At 42.0% G+C, this 18,937-nt stretch carries 13 protein-coding genes and 1 pseudogene; 5 read left to right on the top strand and 9 right to left on the bottom strand.

Annotated elements, in window-relative coordinates; all coding sequences use genetic code 11:
- Positions 1–6: 6 nt before the first annotated feature.
- The 3 genes from EDD68_RS07020 (at position 7) to EDD68_RS07010 (ending at position 2,531) form a co-directional block, all read left to right on the top strand.
- On the top strand, positions 7–333 hold the full coding sequence (locus tag EDD68_RS07020) for a hypothetical protein (protein ID WP_132371530.1): 327 nt from the start codon (positions 7–9) through the stop codon (positions 331–333).
- Between the two features lie 102 nt (positions 334–435).
- Positions 436–951, top strand: coding sequence for an ImmA/IrrE family metallo-endopeptidase (locus EDD68_RS07015; protein ID WP_132371529.1), 516 nt, complete (start codon positions 436–438; stop codon positions 949–951).
- 32 nt (positions 952–983) lie between these two features.
- Entirely contained in the window at positions 984–2,531 is a 1,548-nt protein-coding gene (locus EDD68_RS07010) for a recombinase family protein (RefSeq protein WP_132371528.1), read from the top strand.
- A 49-nt stretch (positions 2,532–2,580) separates the two neighbouring features.
- Here the strand turns inward: EDD68_RS07010 and yhbH are convergent.
- A pseudogene (gene yhbH, locus EDD68_RS07005) lies at positions 2,581–3,591 on the bottom strand (sporulation protein YhbH); the annotation flags it as partial.
- 163 nt (positions 3,592–3,754) lie between these two features.
- On the opposite strand from yhbH, the gene EDD68_RS07000 reads away from it, so the two are divergent.
- Positions 3,755–4,243 (top strand): hypothetical protein, encoded by a 489-nt coding sequence (locus tag EDD68_RS07000; protein WP_165902089.1) that lies wholly within the window; start codon positions 3,755–3,757, stop codon positions 4,241–4,243.
- 334 nt (positions 4,244–4,577) lie between these two features.
- Here EDD68_RS07000 and opp4C read toward each other — a convergent pair whose 3' ends face one another.
- From opp4C to EDD68_RS06960, 8 genes are all read right to left on the bottom strand, one after another.
- A complete protein-coding gene (gene opp4C / locus EDD68_RS06995; protein ID WP_243646785.1) occupies positions 4,578–5,489 on the bottom strand; it encodes an oligopeptide ABC transporter permease in 912 nt (303 codons plus the stop codon).
- A gap of 11 nt (positions 5,490–5,500) precedes the next feature.
- Positions 5,501–6,466 (bottom strand): oligopeptide ABC transporter permease, encoded by a 966-nt coding sequence (gene opp4B / locus EDD68_RS06990; protein ID WP_132371526.1) that lies wholly within the window; start codon positions 6,464–6,466, stop codon positions 5,501–5,503.
- A 39-nt stretch (positions 6,467–6,505) separates the two neighbouring features.
- Positions 6,506–8,233 (bottom strand): oligopeptide ABC transporter substrate-binding protein, encoded by a 1,728-nt coding sequence (opp4A, locus tag EDD68_RS06985; protein WP_132371525.1) that lies wholly within the window; start codon positions 8,231–8,233, stop codon positions 6,506–6,508.
- A 41-nt stretch (positions 8,234–8,274) separates the two neighbouring features.
- Positions 8,275–9,294, bottom strand: a complete 1,020-nt coding sequence (locus EDD68_RS06980; protein WP_132371524.1) for an ABC transporter ATP-binding protein — start codon at positions 9,292–9,294, stop codon at positions 8,275–8,277.
- Complete coding sequence (locus tag EDD68_RS06975) at positions 9,291–10,313, bottom strand: ABC transporter ATP-binding protein (protein ID WP_132371523.1); 1,023 nt, start codon at positions 10,311–10,313, stop codon at positions 9,291–9,293. Before EDD68_RS06975 ends, EDD68_RS06980 begins: the two co-directional genes overlap by 4 nt.
- Before the next feature lie 369 nt (positions 10,314–10,682).
- Complete coding sequence (gene odhB, locus EDD68_RS06970) at positions 10,683–11,909, bottom strand: 2-oxoglutarate dehydrogenase complex dihydrolipoyllysine-residue succinyltransferase (RefSeq protein ID WP_132371522.1); 1,227 nt, start codon at positions 11,907–11,909, stop codon at positions 10,683–10,685.
- Positions 11,896–14,787 carry a 2-oxoglutarate dehydrogenase E1 component gene (locus tag EDD68_RS06965; protein ID WP_132371521.1) on the bottom strand — a complete coding sequence of 964 codons (2,892 nt, stop codon included), beginning with the start codon at positions 14,785–14,787 and terminating at the stop codon, positions 11,896–11,898. The genes odhB and EDD68_RS06965 overlap by 14 nt, the downstream gene beginning before the upstream one ends.
- A gap of 327 nt (positions 14,788–15,114) precedes the next feature.
- Complete coding sequence (locus EDD68_RS06960; RefSeq protein ID WP_132371520.1) at positions 15,115–17,010, bottom strand: PrkA family serine protein kinase; 1,896 nt, start codon at positions 17,008–17,010, stop codon at positions 15,115–15,117.
- A gap of 169 nt (positions 17,011–17,179) precedes the next feature.
- On the opposite strand from EDD68_RS06960, the gene EDD68_RS06955 reads away from it, so the two are divergent.
- Complete coding sequence (locus EDD68_RS06955) at positions 17,180–18,892, top strand: ABC-ATPase domain-containing protein (protein WP_132371519.1); 1,713 nt, start codon at positions 17,180–17,182, stop codon at positions 18,890–18,892.
- The last annotated feature ends 45 nt before the right edge of the window (positions 18,893–18,937 follow it).

Below are 18,937 nucleotides of genomic sequence, written 5' to 3'. Positions count from 1 at the left end.
TTTTAAGTGCAGAAATTAATAAAAAAATTATACGACGAATTGTACTCCCCTAAATTAACACCAGAAGAACTATTAAACAACATAAAACATGATAATTACATATCAGTTAATTTTTCTAGAGAAGATGGTAAAATAATAGGAATAACAAAATGTTACTTAAAAAATGGTCTTTTAGCAGAATATAAATATGTTTTTGATAATGAAAAAAAACTAATTAAACTTTCTTCAAACATCTGTGGCGAAGAAGAAATCATATATGATCGAGATACTGCTATTAAAAAAATTTATAAAGAGATAAAATTGAAAAAATCATCATTAGAAAAAGCTATTTAATTAGTCATAATGCATCTTCATGAAATGAAGGTGTATTTTTTTATATTGCCAAAAGGAACATATGTTCTTATAATATTCATAAACAGATTTAGGGGGGATTACATGTATTTTCCACAGTACATAACCACTGCACTGGAGGATTGGGTAACAAATCTTTATAAACGGTTAGGGATTTATGATCCTGGAGAATTAAAAGTGTCTAGAATTTGCCGGTACTTTGAAATTTTTCTCAAAAGAAAAGAGATGCCTTCCCGCTTCGACATTATTGGTCGTTATAAAGCCATCACCGTAGATTCCCGTTTGACAGTCCAGAAACAACGGGAGCAATTTTTTCATGAGCTCTGCCACGTCCTTCGTCATGTCGGCAACCAATCTATGATGCCTGAAGCATTACGGGAACTCCAGGAACGGGATGCCAGGCATTTTACACGCTATGCAGCATTACCCTTCCATATGATCAGACGTTACGACCTCTCAGATCCGGACATCCTTCGAATACTTGCCGATGATTTTCGTGTTTCAGAATCCATTGTTCTTGAGCGTTTGCTGCAAATCGAAAGACGTTCCAGGGAATTTTGTACCATGCAAGTGGCCGAAAAAGATATACCATTTAAATAGAGCGCATATAGTGTCTAGTAGAAGGTGATGCCATGTACCGTTTAGAAAATCTGGATGTGTTTATATACTTGCGAAAAAGCCGTAAAGACATTGAGGAGGAGCAAAAAGCCATTCAGGAAGGCCGGCCCTTCGATACCCTGGAACGTCATCGCAATCGGTTGCTGGATATCGCAAAACGGGAAAACCATAACATCTTAAATATTTACGAAGAAGTCGTATCTGGTGAATTTATATCGGAACGCCCTATGATTCAAAAGTTGCTTCGTGAACTTGAAACAGGGATTGCTGATGCTGTCCTGGTCGTCGATATCGACCGCCTGGGCCGCGGAGATATGCTCGATTCTGGTATCCTGGATCGGGCTTTTCGCTATTCTGGAACGAAGATCATTACACCGTCTGAAATCTATGATCCGGAGTCAGAAGAATGGGAGCTCGTCTTCGGTGTTAAATCCCTCATGGCCCGCCAGGAACTGAAGGGAATAACCCGGCGTCTGCAGAATGGCCGGATTGATTCAGCGAAAGAAGGTAAATCGATTACGAAAAAACCTCCATATGGATATAAACGAGATGAGAATCTGAAGTTATATCCAGACCCTGACACCAGCTGGGTGGTGAAGAAGATTTTTGAAATGATAGCAAACGGTAAAGGAAGGCAGGCAGCTGCCCAGGAACTAGACCGTTTGGGAGTAAAACCACCTGAATCCGATCTATGGAGCCCTTATACTGTCTCGGCTATCGTGAAGAATGAAGTCTATCTTGGCCATATCGTTTGGGGAAAAACCAAGTACACCAAACGGAACGGAAAGTATGTAAAAAAAAGAATGCCTAAAGAAAAATGGCAAATATGCGAAAATGCCCATGAACCTATTGTTTCTGAAGAAATATTTCATGCGGCTAACCAGGCGTTAAAAGACAGGCATCGGGCACCCGTAAAGTCCAGCCACACCCTGTCCAATCCTCTGGCCGGTATAGTGCGCTGTGAAATATGTGGCCGGTCACTGATCTATACTCCCATGAAAGACCGGTCTGACCGACTCAGATGCCCCAATCATGCCTGCAAAGGAAAACAAAAAGGAGTCATCTTTGAATTAGTTGAGGAAAAAGTGATGGACGGATTGCATGAAATCGTGGACTCTTTTGAAATCAAAGAAAAAATGATGGAGCATAAAGTGCAGCACGAAAATGTAATTTCCCTGAAACAGAAAGCCCTGGACAAGAAAAGGAAGGAGCTTGATCAATTAAACAAACAAAAGAATAATTTACATGACCTTTTAGAACAGGGAATCTATGATATCGAAACCTTCATGGACCGGCAAAACATTATCACTGCCCGATTGAAGAAAATCAAAAAAGAAATGGATCTCTTGAAGAGTGAAATTATAGAGGAAGAAGAAAGACATAAAAAGCGTGACCACATCATTCCCCGAATACGAAAAGTCCTGGAAATCTATCATCATATTGAATCAGCAGAACGAAAAAACTCTCTCTTAAAATCCGTCATTGAAAGGGTCGATTTTATCCGTAAACCCGAATGGAAGAAAAAAGATCAGTTTGAAATCAGAATTTATCCAAAAATATAGCCGGTTATCCTTGATATCATCGGCTTTTTGAATGGTGATATCCTGGTTAGTTGTACTGGTTCACTTCCCCGTAAGCGAACATGTTGGAGTAATTCATTAATTCATTGACAAGTTTTACACAGTTTTTGTTGTCGGATGTGAGATTGTCGCCGTCAGAAAAGTGGATCGGATAAATATTATATCTAGATGGGGAATATTTTTGACCGATCAGCTCCAGTGCTTTACGGTAAGCCGATGAGCAGATCGTCCCTCCGCTTTCTCCTTTTGAGAAAAATTCATCTTCTGTAACAATTTTTGCTTCAGTATGGTGGGCGATAAATTCAATATCTACCGTTTCATACTTTTGCCGCAAAAATCTAGTCGTCCAGAAGAAAAAACTTCTTGCCATGTATTTTTCCCACAATCCCATAGATCCTGACGTATCCATCATGGCAAGCACTACTGCTTTTGAATCGGGCTTTTGAACGTCTTCCCAGGTTTTAAAGCGCAAATCATCGGGATAGATGGGCTGAAAAGATGTTTTCCCATCTTTGGCGTTTCTTCTTAATGCTTCGATAAGGGTACGCCTTTTATCAATGTTTCCGGTTAATCCTGTTTTTCTTAGGTCTTTAAACTCTGGCTCCACATGAACAATTTGATCCTTCTCTTTGCTTTCTAAATTCGGGAGTTCTAAATGCTGAAAAAACTCTTCCTCAAGCTCGGCAAAGGAGACTTCCGTTTCATAGTAGTCCTGGCCTGGTTGATCGCCTGCCTGATTTTCTCCTCCCTGACCCTTTTTCTGCTGATCTCCGTCTTTTGCCACCACATCCCCTATTTGACTGTCTCCGTCTCCCTGGCCTACATGTTTATTTTTATCATAGTTGTAGCGGATCTTATATTCATTAAGGGAACGAACAGGAATCTTAATCACATCTTTACCATTAGACATGATAATGCTCTCTTCTGATATCAATTCTGGCAATTTCTTTTTTATGGCTTCTTTCACTTTTTCTTTGTGACGTTTCTGATCTTCATGTCCTTTCTTGTGGAGGGACCAGTCTTCTTCCGAAATGACAAACATCTTATGATTACCCAATGCTTTTCCCTCCTTTTACGGTTATTACTCTAGTGTATGCAGGTATAAGATACGATTTGAGTGTTTTCCCCCTAAAATTTTGGCGAGATTAGAAACACAACCAATGATTAATACGACTAACCTTTCAGAAAGAGAGGTGCTAAAAAAGGTGAAAAAACTGTTTATGTTCTTCACTGTGTTAGGTATTCTGCTCTGGGGATGCGGAACAGATCACGGAGGTTCCCCTGAGTCTGATCTTTCTGGGATGTACATTTCAGCATTCGAAAAGCTTATCCAGCAGGATTCAGGCTTAAATCATCCTATGAACTTCATTAGTTTTGACTTTACGGAGCTGGAATTGTCACGGGCAGAAAAGGAAAGAATTATGGAGTACTTTGAGACGAGGTATGAGGTAGAAATGATGGAAAAAAACCTGGAACAGCTGCGGGATGAAGGCTATTTTGATGAAGAAAAAATGATGTTGGAAGAAGGTTTTCTGTTATCCATTAAAAAAGTTGAAAAACTTAGTGAAGATCATTATAAAATCGAAGGTGAAAAATACCGTTCCGGATTAGGAGCAATCGGATTAGCCATTGAAGTTCAAAAGAAAAATGATAGCTGGGAAGTCTCCGAAACAACAATTTTATGGATTTCCTAAGAAATCAAGATGAGGCTGGGACAAAAAGATTTGTCCAGTTAAGCAGATAATCAAATCATTGTTTAACAATGATCGAGTCATTTTACGCAGACTGCGAAAACGCAAAAGTAATAAACTAAGAGACAGAGAAGTGATCTTCCTTTAGGAAGGCCTGGTTCGCCCACCTGAATGATAGCCTGTTCGAAAAAAGATATATCCGAACTCATGCATATGATGGATGAAAGCAGTCCGGATATTTCCTTGCCTTTTCATGTTTTTCCCCATATTTAACGGTATATAACAAGATCGATACATGGTAGTCATAGCACCAGGTATCGATCTTTTTTCGGATAAATTAACGATAAGATTTTGGATTCAGGGCATCTTTAATCCCTTCCCCAATAAAATTAATGGACAAAATCGTCAAAGTTAACACAATTGCCGGTGGAATCCATGTCCATGGCATATTCTGCATCACATCTGGATCCCTGGAAGTCGATAGCATGTTCCCCCAGCTTGGTACTTCGGTCGGAACACCAAATCCTAAATAACTTAAGCCCGATTCGGCAACAATCATGGTTGCGAACAAGATCGTCGCCTGTACAATAATCGTCGACAGCACATTGGGCAGCAAGTGTTTAATAATAACTTTTGATGGCCTGCACCCAATCGAAATCGCTGCTAGAATATATTCATTTTCCTTTTCGGAAAGGATTTTGCTTCGGACCAGACGGGCTACCCCGCCCCAGCCAAGGACGCTAATCACCACGATTAGTACCCACACACCTGATAAATGTCCGAACAAAATCGCATTTAGCACAATCACAAATACTAAAAATGGAAAGTTTAAAATAAAGTCGGTAAAACGCATTAAAACACTGTCAACCACACCGCCAAAGTAACCGGCAATGGATCCAACAATCGTTCCAAAAACAACGATTAAAAAGGTACATGCCAGACCAACCAGCAGTGATACACGTCCGCCATAAAGTAGGCGGACAAATACATCCCTGCCGCTTTTATCGGTTCCGAGCCAGTGCTCACTGGATGGCGGAAGAGACATCTGTCCAAGGTTTACTCTGCTGATATCAACTGTAGTAATATATGGAGCTAAAAAAGATGCAATCATAACAATTAACAGAAATACGGAACTGGTCATGGCCAGTTTGTTTCGGACGAATTTTCGACGGGCGATGGCCCATGGGGACATGTTTTTTGGTGGCTTTGACGGTGTCTGGTTTGTGTTTTTTTCAGTGAGTGCTTCCACAGCCACTCCTCCTAATCAAGACGTATTCGAGGGTCTACAACCCCATACAATATATCTGCGATTAAATTACCAACCAGTACTAAAAACGAAAACATCATCGTTAGTGTCATCAATACCGGATAATCCTGATTCATAACGGAATTCAAGAAAAGTTGTCCAATTCCCGGATAAGTAAAAATCGCCTCCGTTATGATGGCTCCGTTGACAAGATTGACGATGTCAAATCCAAGAAAAGTAATTAAGGGGATAATTGAATTCCGTAATATATGACGGTTGTATATTTTGCCTTCCGGAGTACCTTTGGCTCGAGCTGTCCGAACAAAATCTTTGCGGCTGTTTTCAATAATGTCATTCCTCAAAAACTGGGTATAACTTGCAATATTTAATAATCCAAGCACAATGGCTGGTGTAATGACATGATGCAGTCGGCTCAGCCAGTACTCCAGCGTACCTTTTTCAACGGTAATATCCACAGATCCCTGAAAGGGGATCCAGCCCAACTGAAAGGAAAAAATGTAAATAGCAAAAACACCAGCGATATACGAAGGGATTGCCAGTCCAAAATAGTTAAAGCCACCGATAAAATGGTCACCCAGTGTGTAAGGTTTCCTTCCGGCGTACATGCCCATCGCAAATGCCAGTATATAAGTAATGACAAGGGACGTTGCCCCGAGCAAAACTGTATTTGGCAAACGTTCTGCAATTAAATCTGACACTTCCATTTTATATCGGGTAGATTCCCCGAAATCCCCCTGGACAAAATTGGAAATCCAGCGGGCATACTGGATGTGTAAGGGATCATTGAGTCCAAGCTTCTCCCGCATTTCTTCTATATATTCTGGATCTGTGTTGTTTGGATCGATTTCCCCCGAAAAGGGGTCCCCTGGCATGGCTAATGCCAGGGTAAACACCACAACGGAGATAAGGAAGAGCATTGGTATCATGCCTAATATTCTTCGGAGTGTATATTTTAACATCATCATTCTCCTTATCCATGCTTCTAGTCGGCTTTACACTTATTCTTCAATGTACCAGTGAACAGGGCTATTCCAGCCGGATACATCAAATTCCATCCCTTTTAAGCGTTTGCTTACAGCAACGGTCTCTTCAAGCTCCGTAATATAAAGCATTGGTACTTCTTCATTCACAAGTTTCTGCCACTCAACATATATTTCTTTTCGTTTTTCATCAGAAGTTCCAACCACATCCATATCTAGAGCATCGTCAAGCAGCTGATCACTTTCAGGGTTATCGTAGCGGGTATAGTTCCATAGTGCATTGGATTTCCAGGTTGCAGATGGATCAGGATCTGTTCCTGTACCCCAGCCGCCATAGAATACTTCAATTTCTGGATTGTCATTTTCAAGCATATCGTAGTACAGATTGACTTCTACCATTTCCAGCTCTGTCTGAAGGCCGACATCGTTCCAGTACTGAGTCAAGGCCTTGGCGCGGGACTCATACTGCGGATCCCCTACATCATAATGAGAGAATTTTACAACGAACTCATTGCCATCTGGATCTTCTCTCCAGCCGTCGTCGTTAACATCTTTGTAACCAGCTTCATCAAGCAGCTCTTTTGCCTTTTCCGGATCATATGGATATGTGTTCAGCTCACTGTCATCAGCAGCAATCCAGTGGGCGGTCGGTACGGGACGGTTAACGGGCTTGCCAAATCCGCTGAAGAATGCATCAATCCATTCCTCCCGGTTAATGGCATAATACATAGCCTGTCGCAGCCTTTTATCTGCATATTTATCATATTTTTCTACGATCTCCAGAGACTCATTGTCAAATTTGCCCAGCTTGAATCCAACATAGTAGTAAGACAGTCCGGGATAAGTGACAAGATCTGCCGTATCAAGCTCTTCTACCTGTTGCCCCATTGACGGATGAACGGTGATAAAGTCAATTTCACCTTTTTCAAGGGCTCCCAGAACAGAGCTTCTGTCTACGACTTTGACAATGATTTTGTCCATTTTTGGTTCGCCATTCCAGTAGTCTTCAAATGGTACCAGTTCAACAGATTCTCCCGGTACAATATTTTCTACTTTGTATGGTCCTAAACCAACAGGATTTTTACGGACAGGATCAGATCCTGACATATCAGCCACTTCGATTCCTTCAAAAGCTGTACGGTTCATCGGATACGCCCATAGATTCGTCAGGTTATTCACCCTTGCTTTGTCAAAAGTAATCTTAATGGTATAATCATCGATCACTTCAATTCCGGAAATGCTGTCAGCCTCTCCATTTCGGTAAGCTTCTGCACCCTCAATGGTTTTGACGTTTTCATATCTAGGTCCATCATAGTCCGGGTGAGCAATCGTTTCGAGGGCAAACACCCAGTCATGTACAGTCAGTTCATCACCGTTATGCCATTTAACTCCTTCCTCAAATTTAAAAGTAAAGGTTTTGTTGTCCTCTGTTTCCCAGGTAGCCAGATTAGGCTGTGGTTTTAGATTTTCATCATATTCAATTAGCCCTTCATCAAATAGGGAAATAATGTCGGCATCCGTTACGATTCCGTAGAATGCCCAGTTAAAAAGCCCTTCCGGCTCAGAGTCTACAGCAAACACCATGGTGCCACCTTCAGATGATGTCTCATCTGAATCTTCAGTATCCGTTGTATCCTCCTGCTCATCGTCTGTACCGCTGGATTCCTCTCCGCCGCATGCTGCTACAAACAGCGAGAGACCAAGCAACATGGCCAAAAGCCAAAACAACGATTTTTTGTTTCTCATTTGTTCTACCCCCTGTAAATTTGTCAATACAAGTGAACCCCTTAATCGTAAAGAATACAGGCTACTCGATGGTCTGGCTTCACCTCCTTTAATTTTGGTTTTATTTCAGAGCACGCTTCTTTTGCCATCGGACATCGGGTATGAAATGGACATCCGGAAGGCGGATTAGAAGGGCTCGGAACATCTCCCTGCAATACAATTCTTTCTTTTTTTCTATCAGGATCCGGTTCTGGAATAGCTGAGATCAGGGCCTGTGTGTAAGGATGCAGCGGTTCATCATAAATCGAATGTTTATCTGCAACTTCAATCAGATTTCCCAGATACATGACACCGATGCGGTCGCTCATATGTTTCACGACACTTAAATCATGTGCGATAAACAGATAGGTTAAATCAAATTCATCCTGCAGTTCCTTTAACAGGTTTAACACCTGTGACTGTACAGAAACATCTAACGCTGAAACAGGTTCATCTGCCACGATCAGCTTCGGTTTTAGCGCCAGAGCCCTAGCAATGCCAATTCGCTGACGCTGGCCGCCTGAAAACTCATGGGCGTACTTGTAATAAGCATCAGATGGCAGGCCCACTCTGAAGATTAGATCCATGACTTCTTCTTTGATTTCCTTTTTCTGTTTTCCCGGGTAAAAGTTTTTAATTGGCTCTCCTATGATATCTCCAACCATCTGCATCGGATTCAGAGAAGCGTAAGGGTCCTGAAATACCATCTGAAAATCTTTTCGCGCTTCTCTTAATTTGTTTCCGGATAAATTGGTGATATCATTGCCGTCAAAAATAATCTGGCCTTCCGTTGGTGATAACAGCCTTAAGATCGTCCGCCCAGTTGTTGATTTCCCGCAACCTGACTCCCCAACCAGACCAAAGGTTTCACCTTTTCTTATTTCAAATGATACGTTGTCAACCGCCTTTACATGACCGATTGTTCGCCGAAAAAATCCCCCTTTGACGGGGTAGTAGGTTTTTAAATGTTTAACTTCAAGCAGATTTTTTTTTGATTTCGTTTTTGCTGTCATGCTATTTTCGTTATTGATGGTGATATTCATGTGACATTCGTCCCTTCTCCTGTTTTGCTGGACTCATACAGCAGGCATGAAACTTCGTGTCCTTTTTCAGCTTCGGCTAATACCGGTTTCAGTTCCGTACATTCCGGCATGGCTTTGGGACAGCGGTTGGCAAATTTGCATCCTGTTCGGGGCATATCTTTTAAAGAGGGAACGATGCCTTTAATGGAACCCAATTTTTCTTCTTCTACATCCATTTTTGGGATCGAATCCATTAATAGCCTGGTATATGGATGTTTTGGGGCTTTAAATAAACTTCTAACATCCGACCGTTCAACGATTTCCCCTGCATACATCACCATCACTTCATCGCAGATTTCAGCCACAACCCCTAAATCATGAGTAATCAAGATAATCGCCATATCATTAACGGATTGTACGTCCTTCAAAAGTTCCAGAATTTGTGCCTGGACGGTTACGTCAAGAGCAGTAGTAGGTTCGTCTGCAATGAGCAATTTCGGCTGGCAGGCAATGGCCATAGCAATCATAACCCGCTGCCTCATCCCCCCTGAAAGCTGATGGGGATACTCATTGACAATTTGCTCCGCACGTGAAATTCCAACACTTCTTAATAATTTAATCGATTGTTTCCGTGCATCTTCTTTGGTGATTTTAAAATGGTTATGTAAAACTTCCTCAATCTGGTATCCGATTGTAAAAACTGGATTCAATGAAGTCATTGGTTCCTGGAAGATCATCGATATATCTTTGCCACGGATTTTATTCATTTCCTTTTCTGAATAATGTTCGATATTTTTGCCTTCAAATTTCACTTCTCCCCCGCGGATTCTGCCAGCACCCTTTGGCAAAAGTTTCATAATGGATAAAGACATGACGCTTTTACCGCAACCCGATTCTCCAACAACACCAAGAATTTTTCCCCGTTCAACGGTAAAAGAAACTTGATCAACCGCATTATAGTAATTTCCATCAATTTTAAATGCTGTTTCGAGATTCTTTATCTCTAATAACGGCACTTTTGAATGTAAGTAATGTTCCATAGTCCATTAGCCCCCGTTATATAGTCCTGTTTTTATTTTCTGTCTTTTCTCATATTTGTGAAAAATCATATAATATAATCGTCTCCTAGTCAATGCCTTTTTTGGTATATTTTGTGTCGAATTTTGTAGAAAAAATGGAAATGAAAAGAATCATCAAGTCGTTTCATTCATAGTTGAAGAACAAAAAATTTTCTAAATAACAAGAAAAAACCCTAAAACACCCGTTTACTCTGAAGAGAGACGAGTCCTGAAAGAGAGGCTGAGCAGCAGGCTGGCCGAAGCATCTCAAGGGGGAGGCGTACACAAAAAAAGCTCAACGAATGGATAGTCATTCGTTGAGCTTAAATTTATGCAAATATTCGTTTTTTCTTATCCCTCTAACAATAAATCATAAGGATCTTCAATAAGTTCCTTCACTTTCACCAGGAACTGTACGGCTTCACGGCCATCGATAATACGGTGATCATAGGATAGAGCCAGGTACATCATCGGACGAACTTCAATGGTATCATCAGGCATCACAACAGGACGTTTCTGAATCTTGTGCATTCCTAAAATACCTACCTGAGGCGCGTTTAAAATTGGCGTAGATACAAGAGAGCCAAAAATACCACCGTTTGTGATCGTAAATGTACCGCCCTGAAGCTCGCTTAAAGAAAGTTCATTGTTTCTTGCCTTTGTCGCAAGATTTGCAATTTCCTGTTCGATTCCGGCAAAGCTCAGGCGATCGGCGTCACGGACAACCGGTACGACAAGGCCTTCCTCAGTGGATACTGCAATACCGATATCATAAAATTTCTTGATGACAATTTCATCTCCCTGAATTTCTGCGTTCAAGAGCGGGAATTCTTTCAAAGCACCGACAACCGCTTTGGTAAAGAAAGACATAAAACCTAATTTAATGCCATGTTTTTCTGCGAATTCATCTTTGCGTTCACTGCGCAATTTCATGATCGCCGACATATCCACTTCATTAAATGTTGTAAGCATGGCGGCGTTGTGCTGTGCTTCAACTAACCGCTTCGCAATGGTCTGGCGGCGGCGGGACATGCGCACACGCTCAACAGATTTGTCAAATTCTGTTTTTTCAGCTGGTTTTTCCTGTTTTTGCTGCGGTTTTTGTACTTTGGACTGATGGGCAGCATCTACATCCTCAGGACGAATTCGTCCCAGTGGATCCCTGGCTGCCACTTCATTTAAATCAATACCTAATTCCCGTGCTCTTTTCCGTGCTGCAGGTGATGCGACTGGACCTTGAAGGGACTCCTCCTGTTTTTCTTCTGCGGGTGCAGGTTCTGGCTTAGCAGGTTTTTCTTCCTTTGGTTCTTCCGTTTTCTTCGCTTCAGGAGCAGGTGCCTTACCAGATTCATCCACCTTCGCAATCGCCTGGCCAACTTCTACATCATCGCCTTCTTCAGCAAGAATTTCTGCAATAACACCGGCATAATCAGAGTTGACCTCAACGTTTACTTTATCGGTTTCCAGTTCAACGACAGGATCTCCTTTTTCCACTTTGTCTCCTGGTTTGACGAGCCACTGGGCAATGGTACCTTCTGTTATGGATTCGGCTAGCTCAGGTACTTTAATTTCTTTCACGAGAATCTCCTCCTTTGGACAACTTTAGCGCCTCTTTTATGATGCGTTTTTGTTCGGTTTTATGAACATTTGGTTCCCCAACAGCCGGTGATGAGCGATGCGGCCGGCCGACATAATGAAGGGTCTGACCCTCAGATAAAAGATTCAGAATGGTTTCTTTGACAAAGTCCCAGCTTCCCATATTTTTTGGTTCTTCCTGAATCCAAATCAACTCTTCCGTATTCGGATAACGGGACAGTATTTCTTTTACCTGTTTTTCAGGGAATGGATAAATTTGTTCAATTCGCAAAATATGGAGCCAATCAAACTGATCATAACCGTGTTCTTCCAGCGCTTCCTCCAGTTCAACCATCACTTTACCGCTTCCCAGGACAATGGTTTTGACTTGGTCTGTATTTGCACCAAGTCCCGGCTGTTCCAGCACTGGCTTAAATTTACCCTCACTGAATTCTTCCGGTGAAGAAGCGACTCTTGGGTTTCTGAGCAGACTCTTTGGCGTCATTAATATGAGCGGACGGGCATTATCCTTGCCGCCAATAGCTGCCTGACGTCGAAGCAGGTGAAAATACTGGGCAGCTGATGTAACATTGGCCACCGTCCAGTTATTTTCGGCAGACAGCTGCAGGAAACGCTCCAGTCGGCCACTGGAATGTTCAGGTCCCTGTCCTTCATAACCATGAGGAAGCAGAAGAACCATACTGGATTTTTGATCCCATTTGGCACGTCCTGAAGAAATGAACTGATCGATTAATACCTGACCAGCATTTGCGAAGTCACCAAATTGGGCTTCCCATAAAACGAGCGTTTCTGGTGCCTGAACGCTATATCCGTACTCAAAGCCAAGCACACCTGTTTCAGAAAGGGGGCTGTTGAATATATCAAATGAAGCTTTTGCTTCATCGAGTCCATGCATGGGACAATAGGTTTCATCGGTTTCCGTATCATGTAAAACGAGATTTCTGTGTGCAAAAGTTCCCCGTTCGCTATCCTGACCGGTAATGCGGATTGGGTTTCCATCTTTTAAAATAGAGGCAAAGGCAAGAGCTTCCCCAAGGGCCCAATCCACTTTGTTTCCTTCTTCCAGGGCATTTTCTCTTCTTTTTAAAATACGTTCAAGTTTTTTAAAGGAATGGAACCCTTCCGGACGTTTTAATAAACCTTTATTCAATGCTTTTAAACTATCAAGCGGCACAGCCGTTTCAATCTGGTCTAAACCGTTTGCGATCGCCTCCGGAATCGCATCTACATCAGGATCTTCAGTTTCACTTTCCTTCATGCTGATATAAATTTCCCGAAGTTTATCATCCACTTCTTTTTTCATCTGCTCCATATCTTCTTTCCTGATCGTTCCTTCTTCCATTAATCGATCGGCGTAGATATGCAGAACTGTTGGATGCTGATCGATATCCTTATATAACGCCGGCTGAGTGGCGCGTGGTTCATCCATTTCATTATGTCCGTAACGGCGGTAGCCGACCAGGTCAATCAAAATATCTTTATGGAAGGTTTTCCGGTACTCATAGGCAAAGGATACAGCCGTTAAACATGCAACAGGGTCATCAGCATTAACATGAATAACAGGGATTTCAAATCCTTTAGCAAGATCACTGGCATAAGTGGTCGAACGTCCCTGTTCTTGATTAGTAGTAAATCCAATCAAGTTATTGGCGATAATATGAATGGTTCCTCCAGTCTGATAGCCTCTTAAACCGGACAGATTCAAAGTTTCTGCTACCACACCTTCACCGATGAAGGCTGCATCTCCGTGAATCAATACGCTTAAGGCTTTATCCACATCCTGTTCGGAATATCCAGGATTCGAACGATCATCCTGGGCCGCACGTGTATAGCCTTCAACAACCGGATTCACAAACTCCAGGTGAGAAGGATTATGGGCCAGAGTTACACGCATTTCTCTCGCATCATCTTTCACTTCACGTTTCGCACCAAAATGGTACTTTACATCACCAGTCCAGCCATAGTTAATTCCCATGGAACCTTCTGATGGTACCAGCTCTTTATTCGGGGCATGATGAAATTCAGAAAAAATCAAATCATAAGGTTTTCCTAAAACATGGGCCAGAACGTTCAGACGGCCGCGGTGGGCCATCCCCAGCATGACGTGTTCGGTAGCATCACGGTAGGCTTCCTGTACAATCCGATCCAGCATCGGAACCATCATATCCAGCCCTTCAATGGAAAAGCGCTTCTGTCCAACGAATGTTTTATTTAAGAAATGCTCAAAACCTTCAACTTCTGCCAGACGTTTCAGAAGTTGTTTTTTCTCATCAGGATTTAACGAAACATTTAAAGCTCCTGTTTCGACCTTATGCTGAAGCCATTCCCGTTCTTCATCATGGTGCACGTGGTAAAACTCGAAAGAAATTGTGCCTGAATATCTTTCTTTTAATGTTTCTACTACATCCAGACCATTCCGGACATGACCGGGCGCATCTTTCCACAGCCATTGTGCTGGAATAGACCTTAAATCAGCCTCTGACAGACCATAGGTCTTGATATCCACCAGAGGAGTATAGCGATTCTTCCGCTTTCCTACCGGATAGATATTCGCTTCTAAATGACCATGACGGCGAATCGCTTCCACTAACTTTAGCGCAGCCGTCACCTTTTGGATATCAACATCAGAAGCTCCACCTCTGTGTTCATGGACTCCTTTTTCTTGTGTGACCCAGTGAGGTGCTCCGTATTCATCAAACACTTCCCGCAAAGACGGATCAACCGTATCAGGGTCTTCTAAGTATTTCTCATATTGTTCTTCGATGTAACCCACATTAGGGCCATGGAAATGTTCCCATATGCTTTCGTTAGACCCTCTGTTAGACACTTTTACTACCCCCAATAGTTTGTGAAAATCCATTTTTTATTATAGTTTTCATCCATATAAGTCTCAAATCATATACCCCGATGATTAGACTGAACTATGGCGAAAAAAATGATGCTGTTTCATACCTTCAACTAGTATATATTAAATCTTTAAACCAGAAAAGCCATATCTCACGTTTTTCTTACACTTTTATGCAATCTGAATCACATATGCTGTTTCATCGTTTCAATCGTGTATGTTTAAGGCAAAAAACGCTATTTTAATGGAAATTTTTGAATTTTACCAATTAATGGACAGAATAAAAAAAGGGATAACCCATTAATTAAGTTATCCCAAAATAACAGGTTCAAACATGAATTTTTATCGATTGAGCAGGCTTCCTACATATCGAAGCAACTCATTTGCTGAGGTGGAATCATAGCCGTATTCATCAATCAGCGTGGCAATCACTTCATTGATCTTTTTTAGCTGCTGTTCATCCGGCGTTTTCGTAGTCGTTGTTATTTTGACCACATCTTTTAGATCAGCAAACAGTTTCTTCTGTATCGCTTCCCTGAGTCGTTCATGCGATTGATAGTCGAATCGTTTCCCCTTTCTGGCATAAGCGGATATTCGAATCAAAATTTCTTCCCGGAATGCTTTTTTGGCATTTTCGGAAATGCCGATCTGTTCTTCTATGGAACGCATCAGTTTTTCGTCCGGGCTCATCTCTTCACCGGTCAGGGGATCTCTCAGTTTGGTGTTATTGCAATAGGCTTCGACATTATCTAAGTAATTATCCATCAATGTTCTTGCCGATTCTTCATACGAGTAGACGAATGCTTTTTGTACTTCCTTCTTCGCAATTTCATCATACTCTTTTCGTGCTATATTAATATAGGTTAAATATTTTTCCTTATCTTCTTTTGTAATGGAAGGATGATGATCCAGCCCTTCCTTTAATGAACGGAGAACATCTAGAGCATTAATTGATTTTGCTTCTTTTTTTATGATGGCCGATGAAATCCGGTTCATGACAAACCTGGGGTCAATGCCATCCATTCCTTCGTCCGGATGTTCCTTTTTTAATTCTTCAACATCTATATCGCTGAACCCTTCTACACTGTCTCCATCATACAATCGCATCTTCTTTAACAAATCAATATCTTTTCGACTGGACTCTTTTAGTCTCGTCAATATGGTAAATATCGCAGTGATTTTTAATGTGTGGGGGGCGATGTGTACATCATGCATATTGCTTTCTTTAATCATTTTCTCATAAATTCGTTCTTCCTGACTCACTTTCAAATTGTAAGGGATCGGCATAACAATCATTCGTGAATGGAGGGCTTCATTTTTTTTATCGGCAATAAAGGAACGATATTCGGCTTCATTTGTATGGGCAATAATTAATTCATCCGCGCTGATCAGGGCAAATCTTCCCGCTTTAAAGTTCCCTTCCTGAGTCAGTGACAGGAGATTCCATAAAAATTTTTCATCACATTTTAGAATTTCCTGAAACTCCATAATTCCCCGATTGGCAACGTTCAACTCACCGTCAAAACGATAGGCTCTCGGGTCTGATTCTGATCCATACTGGGCTATAGTGGAAAAGTCTATTGAACCGGTTAAATCGGCAATATCCTGAGATTTCGGATCCGATGGGCTAAAGGTGCCAATTCCCTTTCTTTTGTTTTCAGATATAAACACCCTTTCCACCATGACATCTTCAATCCGTCCCCCGTATTCTTTTTCAAGACGCATCATGTTAAGAGGCGACAAGTTTCCCTCGATCCGGATGCCATACTCTTCATAAAAATCATCCCGCAAATGGTGCGGAATTAGATGAAGAGGATCTTCCATCATCGGACAGTCTTTAATGGCAAAAACAGCACCTTTATCTGTGTAGGAAAAGCGTTCCAGCCCCCTTTTTAGTAATGTCACAATGGTGGATTTTCCGCCGCTGACCGGTCCCATTAATAATAGGATGCGCTTCCGCACATCAAGCCGTTCGGCTGCGGGATGAAAATATTCTTCCACCAATCGTTCCATTGCTTCTTCAAGTCCAAAGATGTCATTGCTGAAAAACTTATATTCTTTATGACCGTTTTTTTCTTCCACACCGGCCTCTTTAATCATTTGATAAATACGGGAGTGAGCAGACTGAGCCAGATAAGGTTTTTCTTTTAATAACTTCAGATATTCAGCGAAGGTCCCTTCCCATTTTAACTTTTCTTCATCTTCTCGCTGGCTTTCAATTTTTTTGATAATATCCATTCATTGACCTCCCTGCAGGTTTTGAGATGGTTCGTTCATATACACTTTATGATGAAAGCAGCCGTTTCATGAAGAGAATTCATAGATGTTAAAGCAGTTTGCAATCGAAAGGGTAAGATAGTATTCTTGTCAGAGGAAACGACCTGAATGGGTAGAGAGGTGAATCGCAATGCAAAAACTCCGTTCGAGTCTGAAACAGATGGATGGAAAAGGGTATAAAGCCTACAAATCTCTCCAGGGGAGGTATCAGTATTCCCGTTTTAAGCTAATGGTGGATTACGTTCAGGGAGATCCTTTTGCTTCTCCGTCAAAAATCCGCATCCTTATCCCCTTTGACCAGAGACCGATCAAACCAGGCTGGAAAGATTGTAAGGAAAGAAAAATATACGCGGAAGACTGTCTTGCCCGCAGTGTAGCAAAAGCCATACGACGGTTAAACATTCCTGTCAGAGGAACAGGCAAAAGTGGCATGGTCTCCATTGATGAACCGGGACAGGAAATTCTGGAACGGGCAGCTGTAACCATAGGAGATGCTGAAACGACTATCTGCTTATCCATTGGGCTTCCCGCAAATGGCCGAAGAATAAACGGAAGGGAAGCAGATAAATTATTTTTTACGGTTCTTCCTGCCATACTGGATCAATCGATTTTTGCGATTTCCGATCAGGAAATCGATCAGGCCGTTCAGCTTTCGGATCAGCATCAGGCTATTCGAAAACAAATGAAAGAAAACAACTGGATCGCATTTGTAGCTGACGGAGCTGTCCTGCCCAGGGAAAGTGGTATCAGCAACCGCCCGCTGAAACATGCGATACCTTTTAAAAGCCCTGAGGAAAACCGGGTTTCCATCAATATCCCCCATCGGGACGAACCCCTTACCGGAATGGCACTGAAAAAGGGAATTGTTTTAATTGTCGGTGGAGGATATCACGGCAAAAGCACCCTTCTGAATGCCATTGAACGGGGCGTATATCATCATATACGTGGGGACGGCAGAGAATATGTCTTAACAGACCCTGCTGCCGTAAAAGTCCGGGCGGAAGATGGCAGAAAGGTGACCACGGTCAATATTTCTCCGTTCATCAATCACCTGCCCCACGGGGAAGATACGGTGCATTTTTCAACCGACAATGCCAGCGGAAGCACATCCCAGGCAGCCAATGTGATGGAAGCACTTGAAGCAGGAGCGAAAACGTTGTTGATTGACGAAGACACAAGTGCGACCAACTTTATGATTCGGGATGAACGAATGCAGGAACTGGTCGTAAAAGAAAAGGAACCGATTACTCCTTTTATTGATAAAATCAAGCAGATGAAAGAGGAACTGGATGTCTCCACTATTCTGGTTATGGGGGGATCCGGTGATTACTTTGATGCAGCGGATGAAGTTATAATGATGGATCAATATCTTCCTCTTAACGTGACGAAAAAAGCAAAAGAAATTGCCGAAAAATATCCGTATCAGCGGGAAAAAGAAGGCGGGGAATCCTTTGGGCAACTGCCGAGAAGGAGGTTTTTACCCGGCAGCCTGAACAGTCAAAAGGGAAAAAAATCGAAGGTTCAGGCTAAAGGATTATCCAAAATTGTGATGGGAAGACACGAAATTGATCTCTCCCAGGTTGAACAGCTTGTGGATAGTTCCCAGACAAGAATGATTGCTGAAATCATTCACTTTTTAGAACGCCGAAACAGACTGGAAAAAAACATTTCCTTAGCAGAATTGCTTGATCAGGTGGAAAAACAAATGGACACAGAGGGATTATCTTCCTTTACCCCACGTCCGGATGAACACCCGGGGGAAATCGCGAGACCGAGAAGGTTTGAAATTGCCGCAGCCTTCAATCGCATAAGAATTGCCAGAGTTGTTGAACTGTCATCATAAGACGATGCAATATATAATAAAGTTAGCAAAAAAAGATTAGCTGAC

The sequence above is a fragment of the Melghiribacillus thermohalophilus genome (assembly GCF_004342905.1).
GTDB classification, from domain to species: domain Bacteria; phylum Bacillota; class Bacilli; order Bacillales; family Alkalibacillaceae; genus Melghiribacillus; species Melghiribacillus thermohalophilus.
Note: the sequence above shows the minus strand (reverse complement) of the source record. Positions and strands in the feature narration are given on the sequence as shown.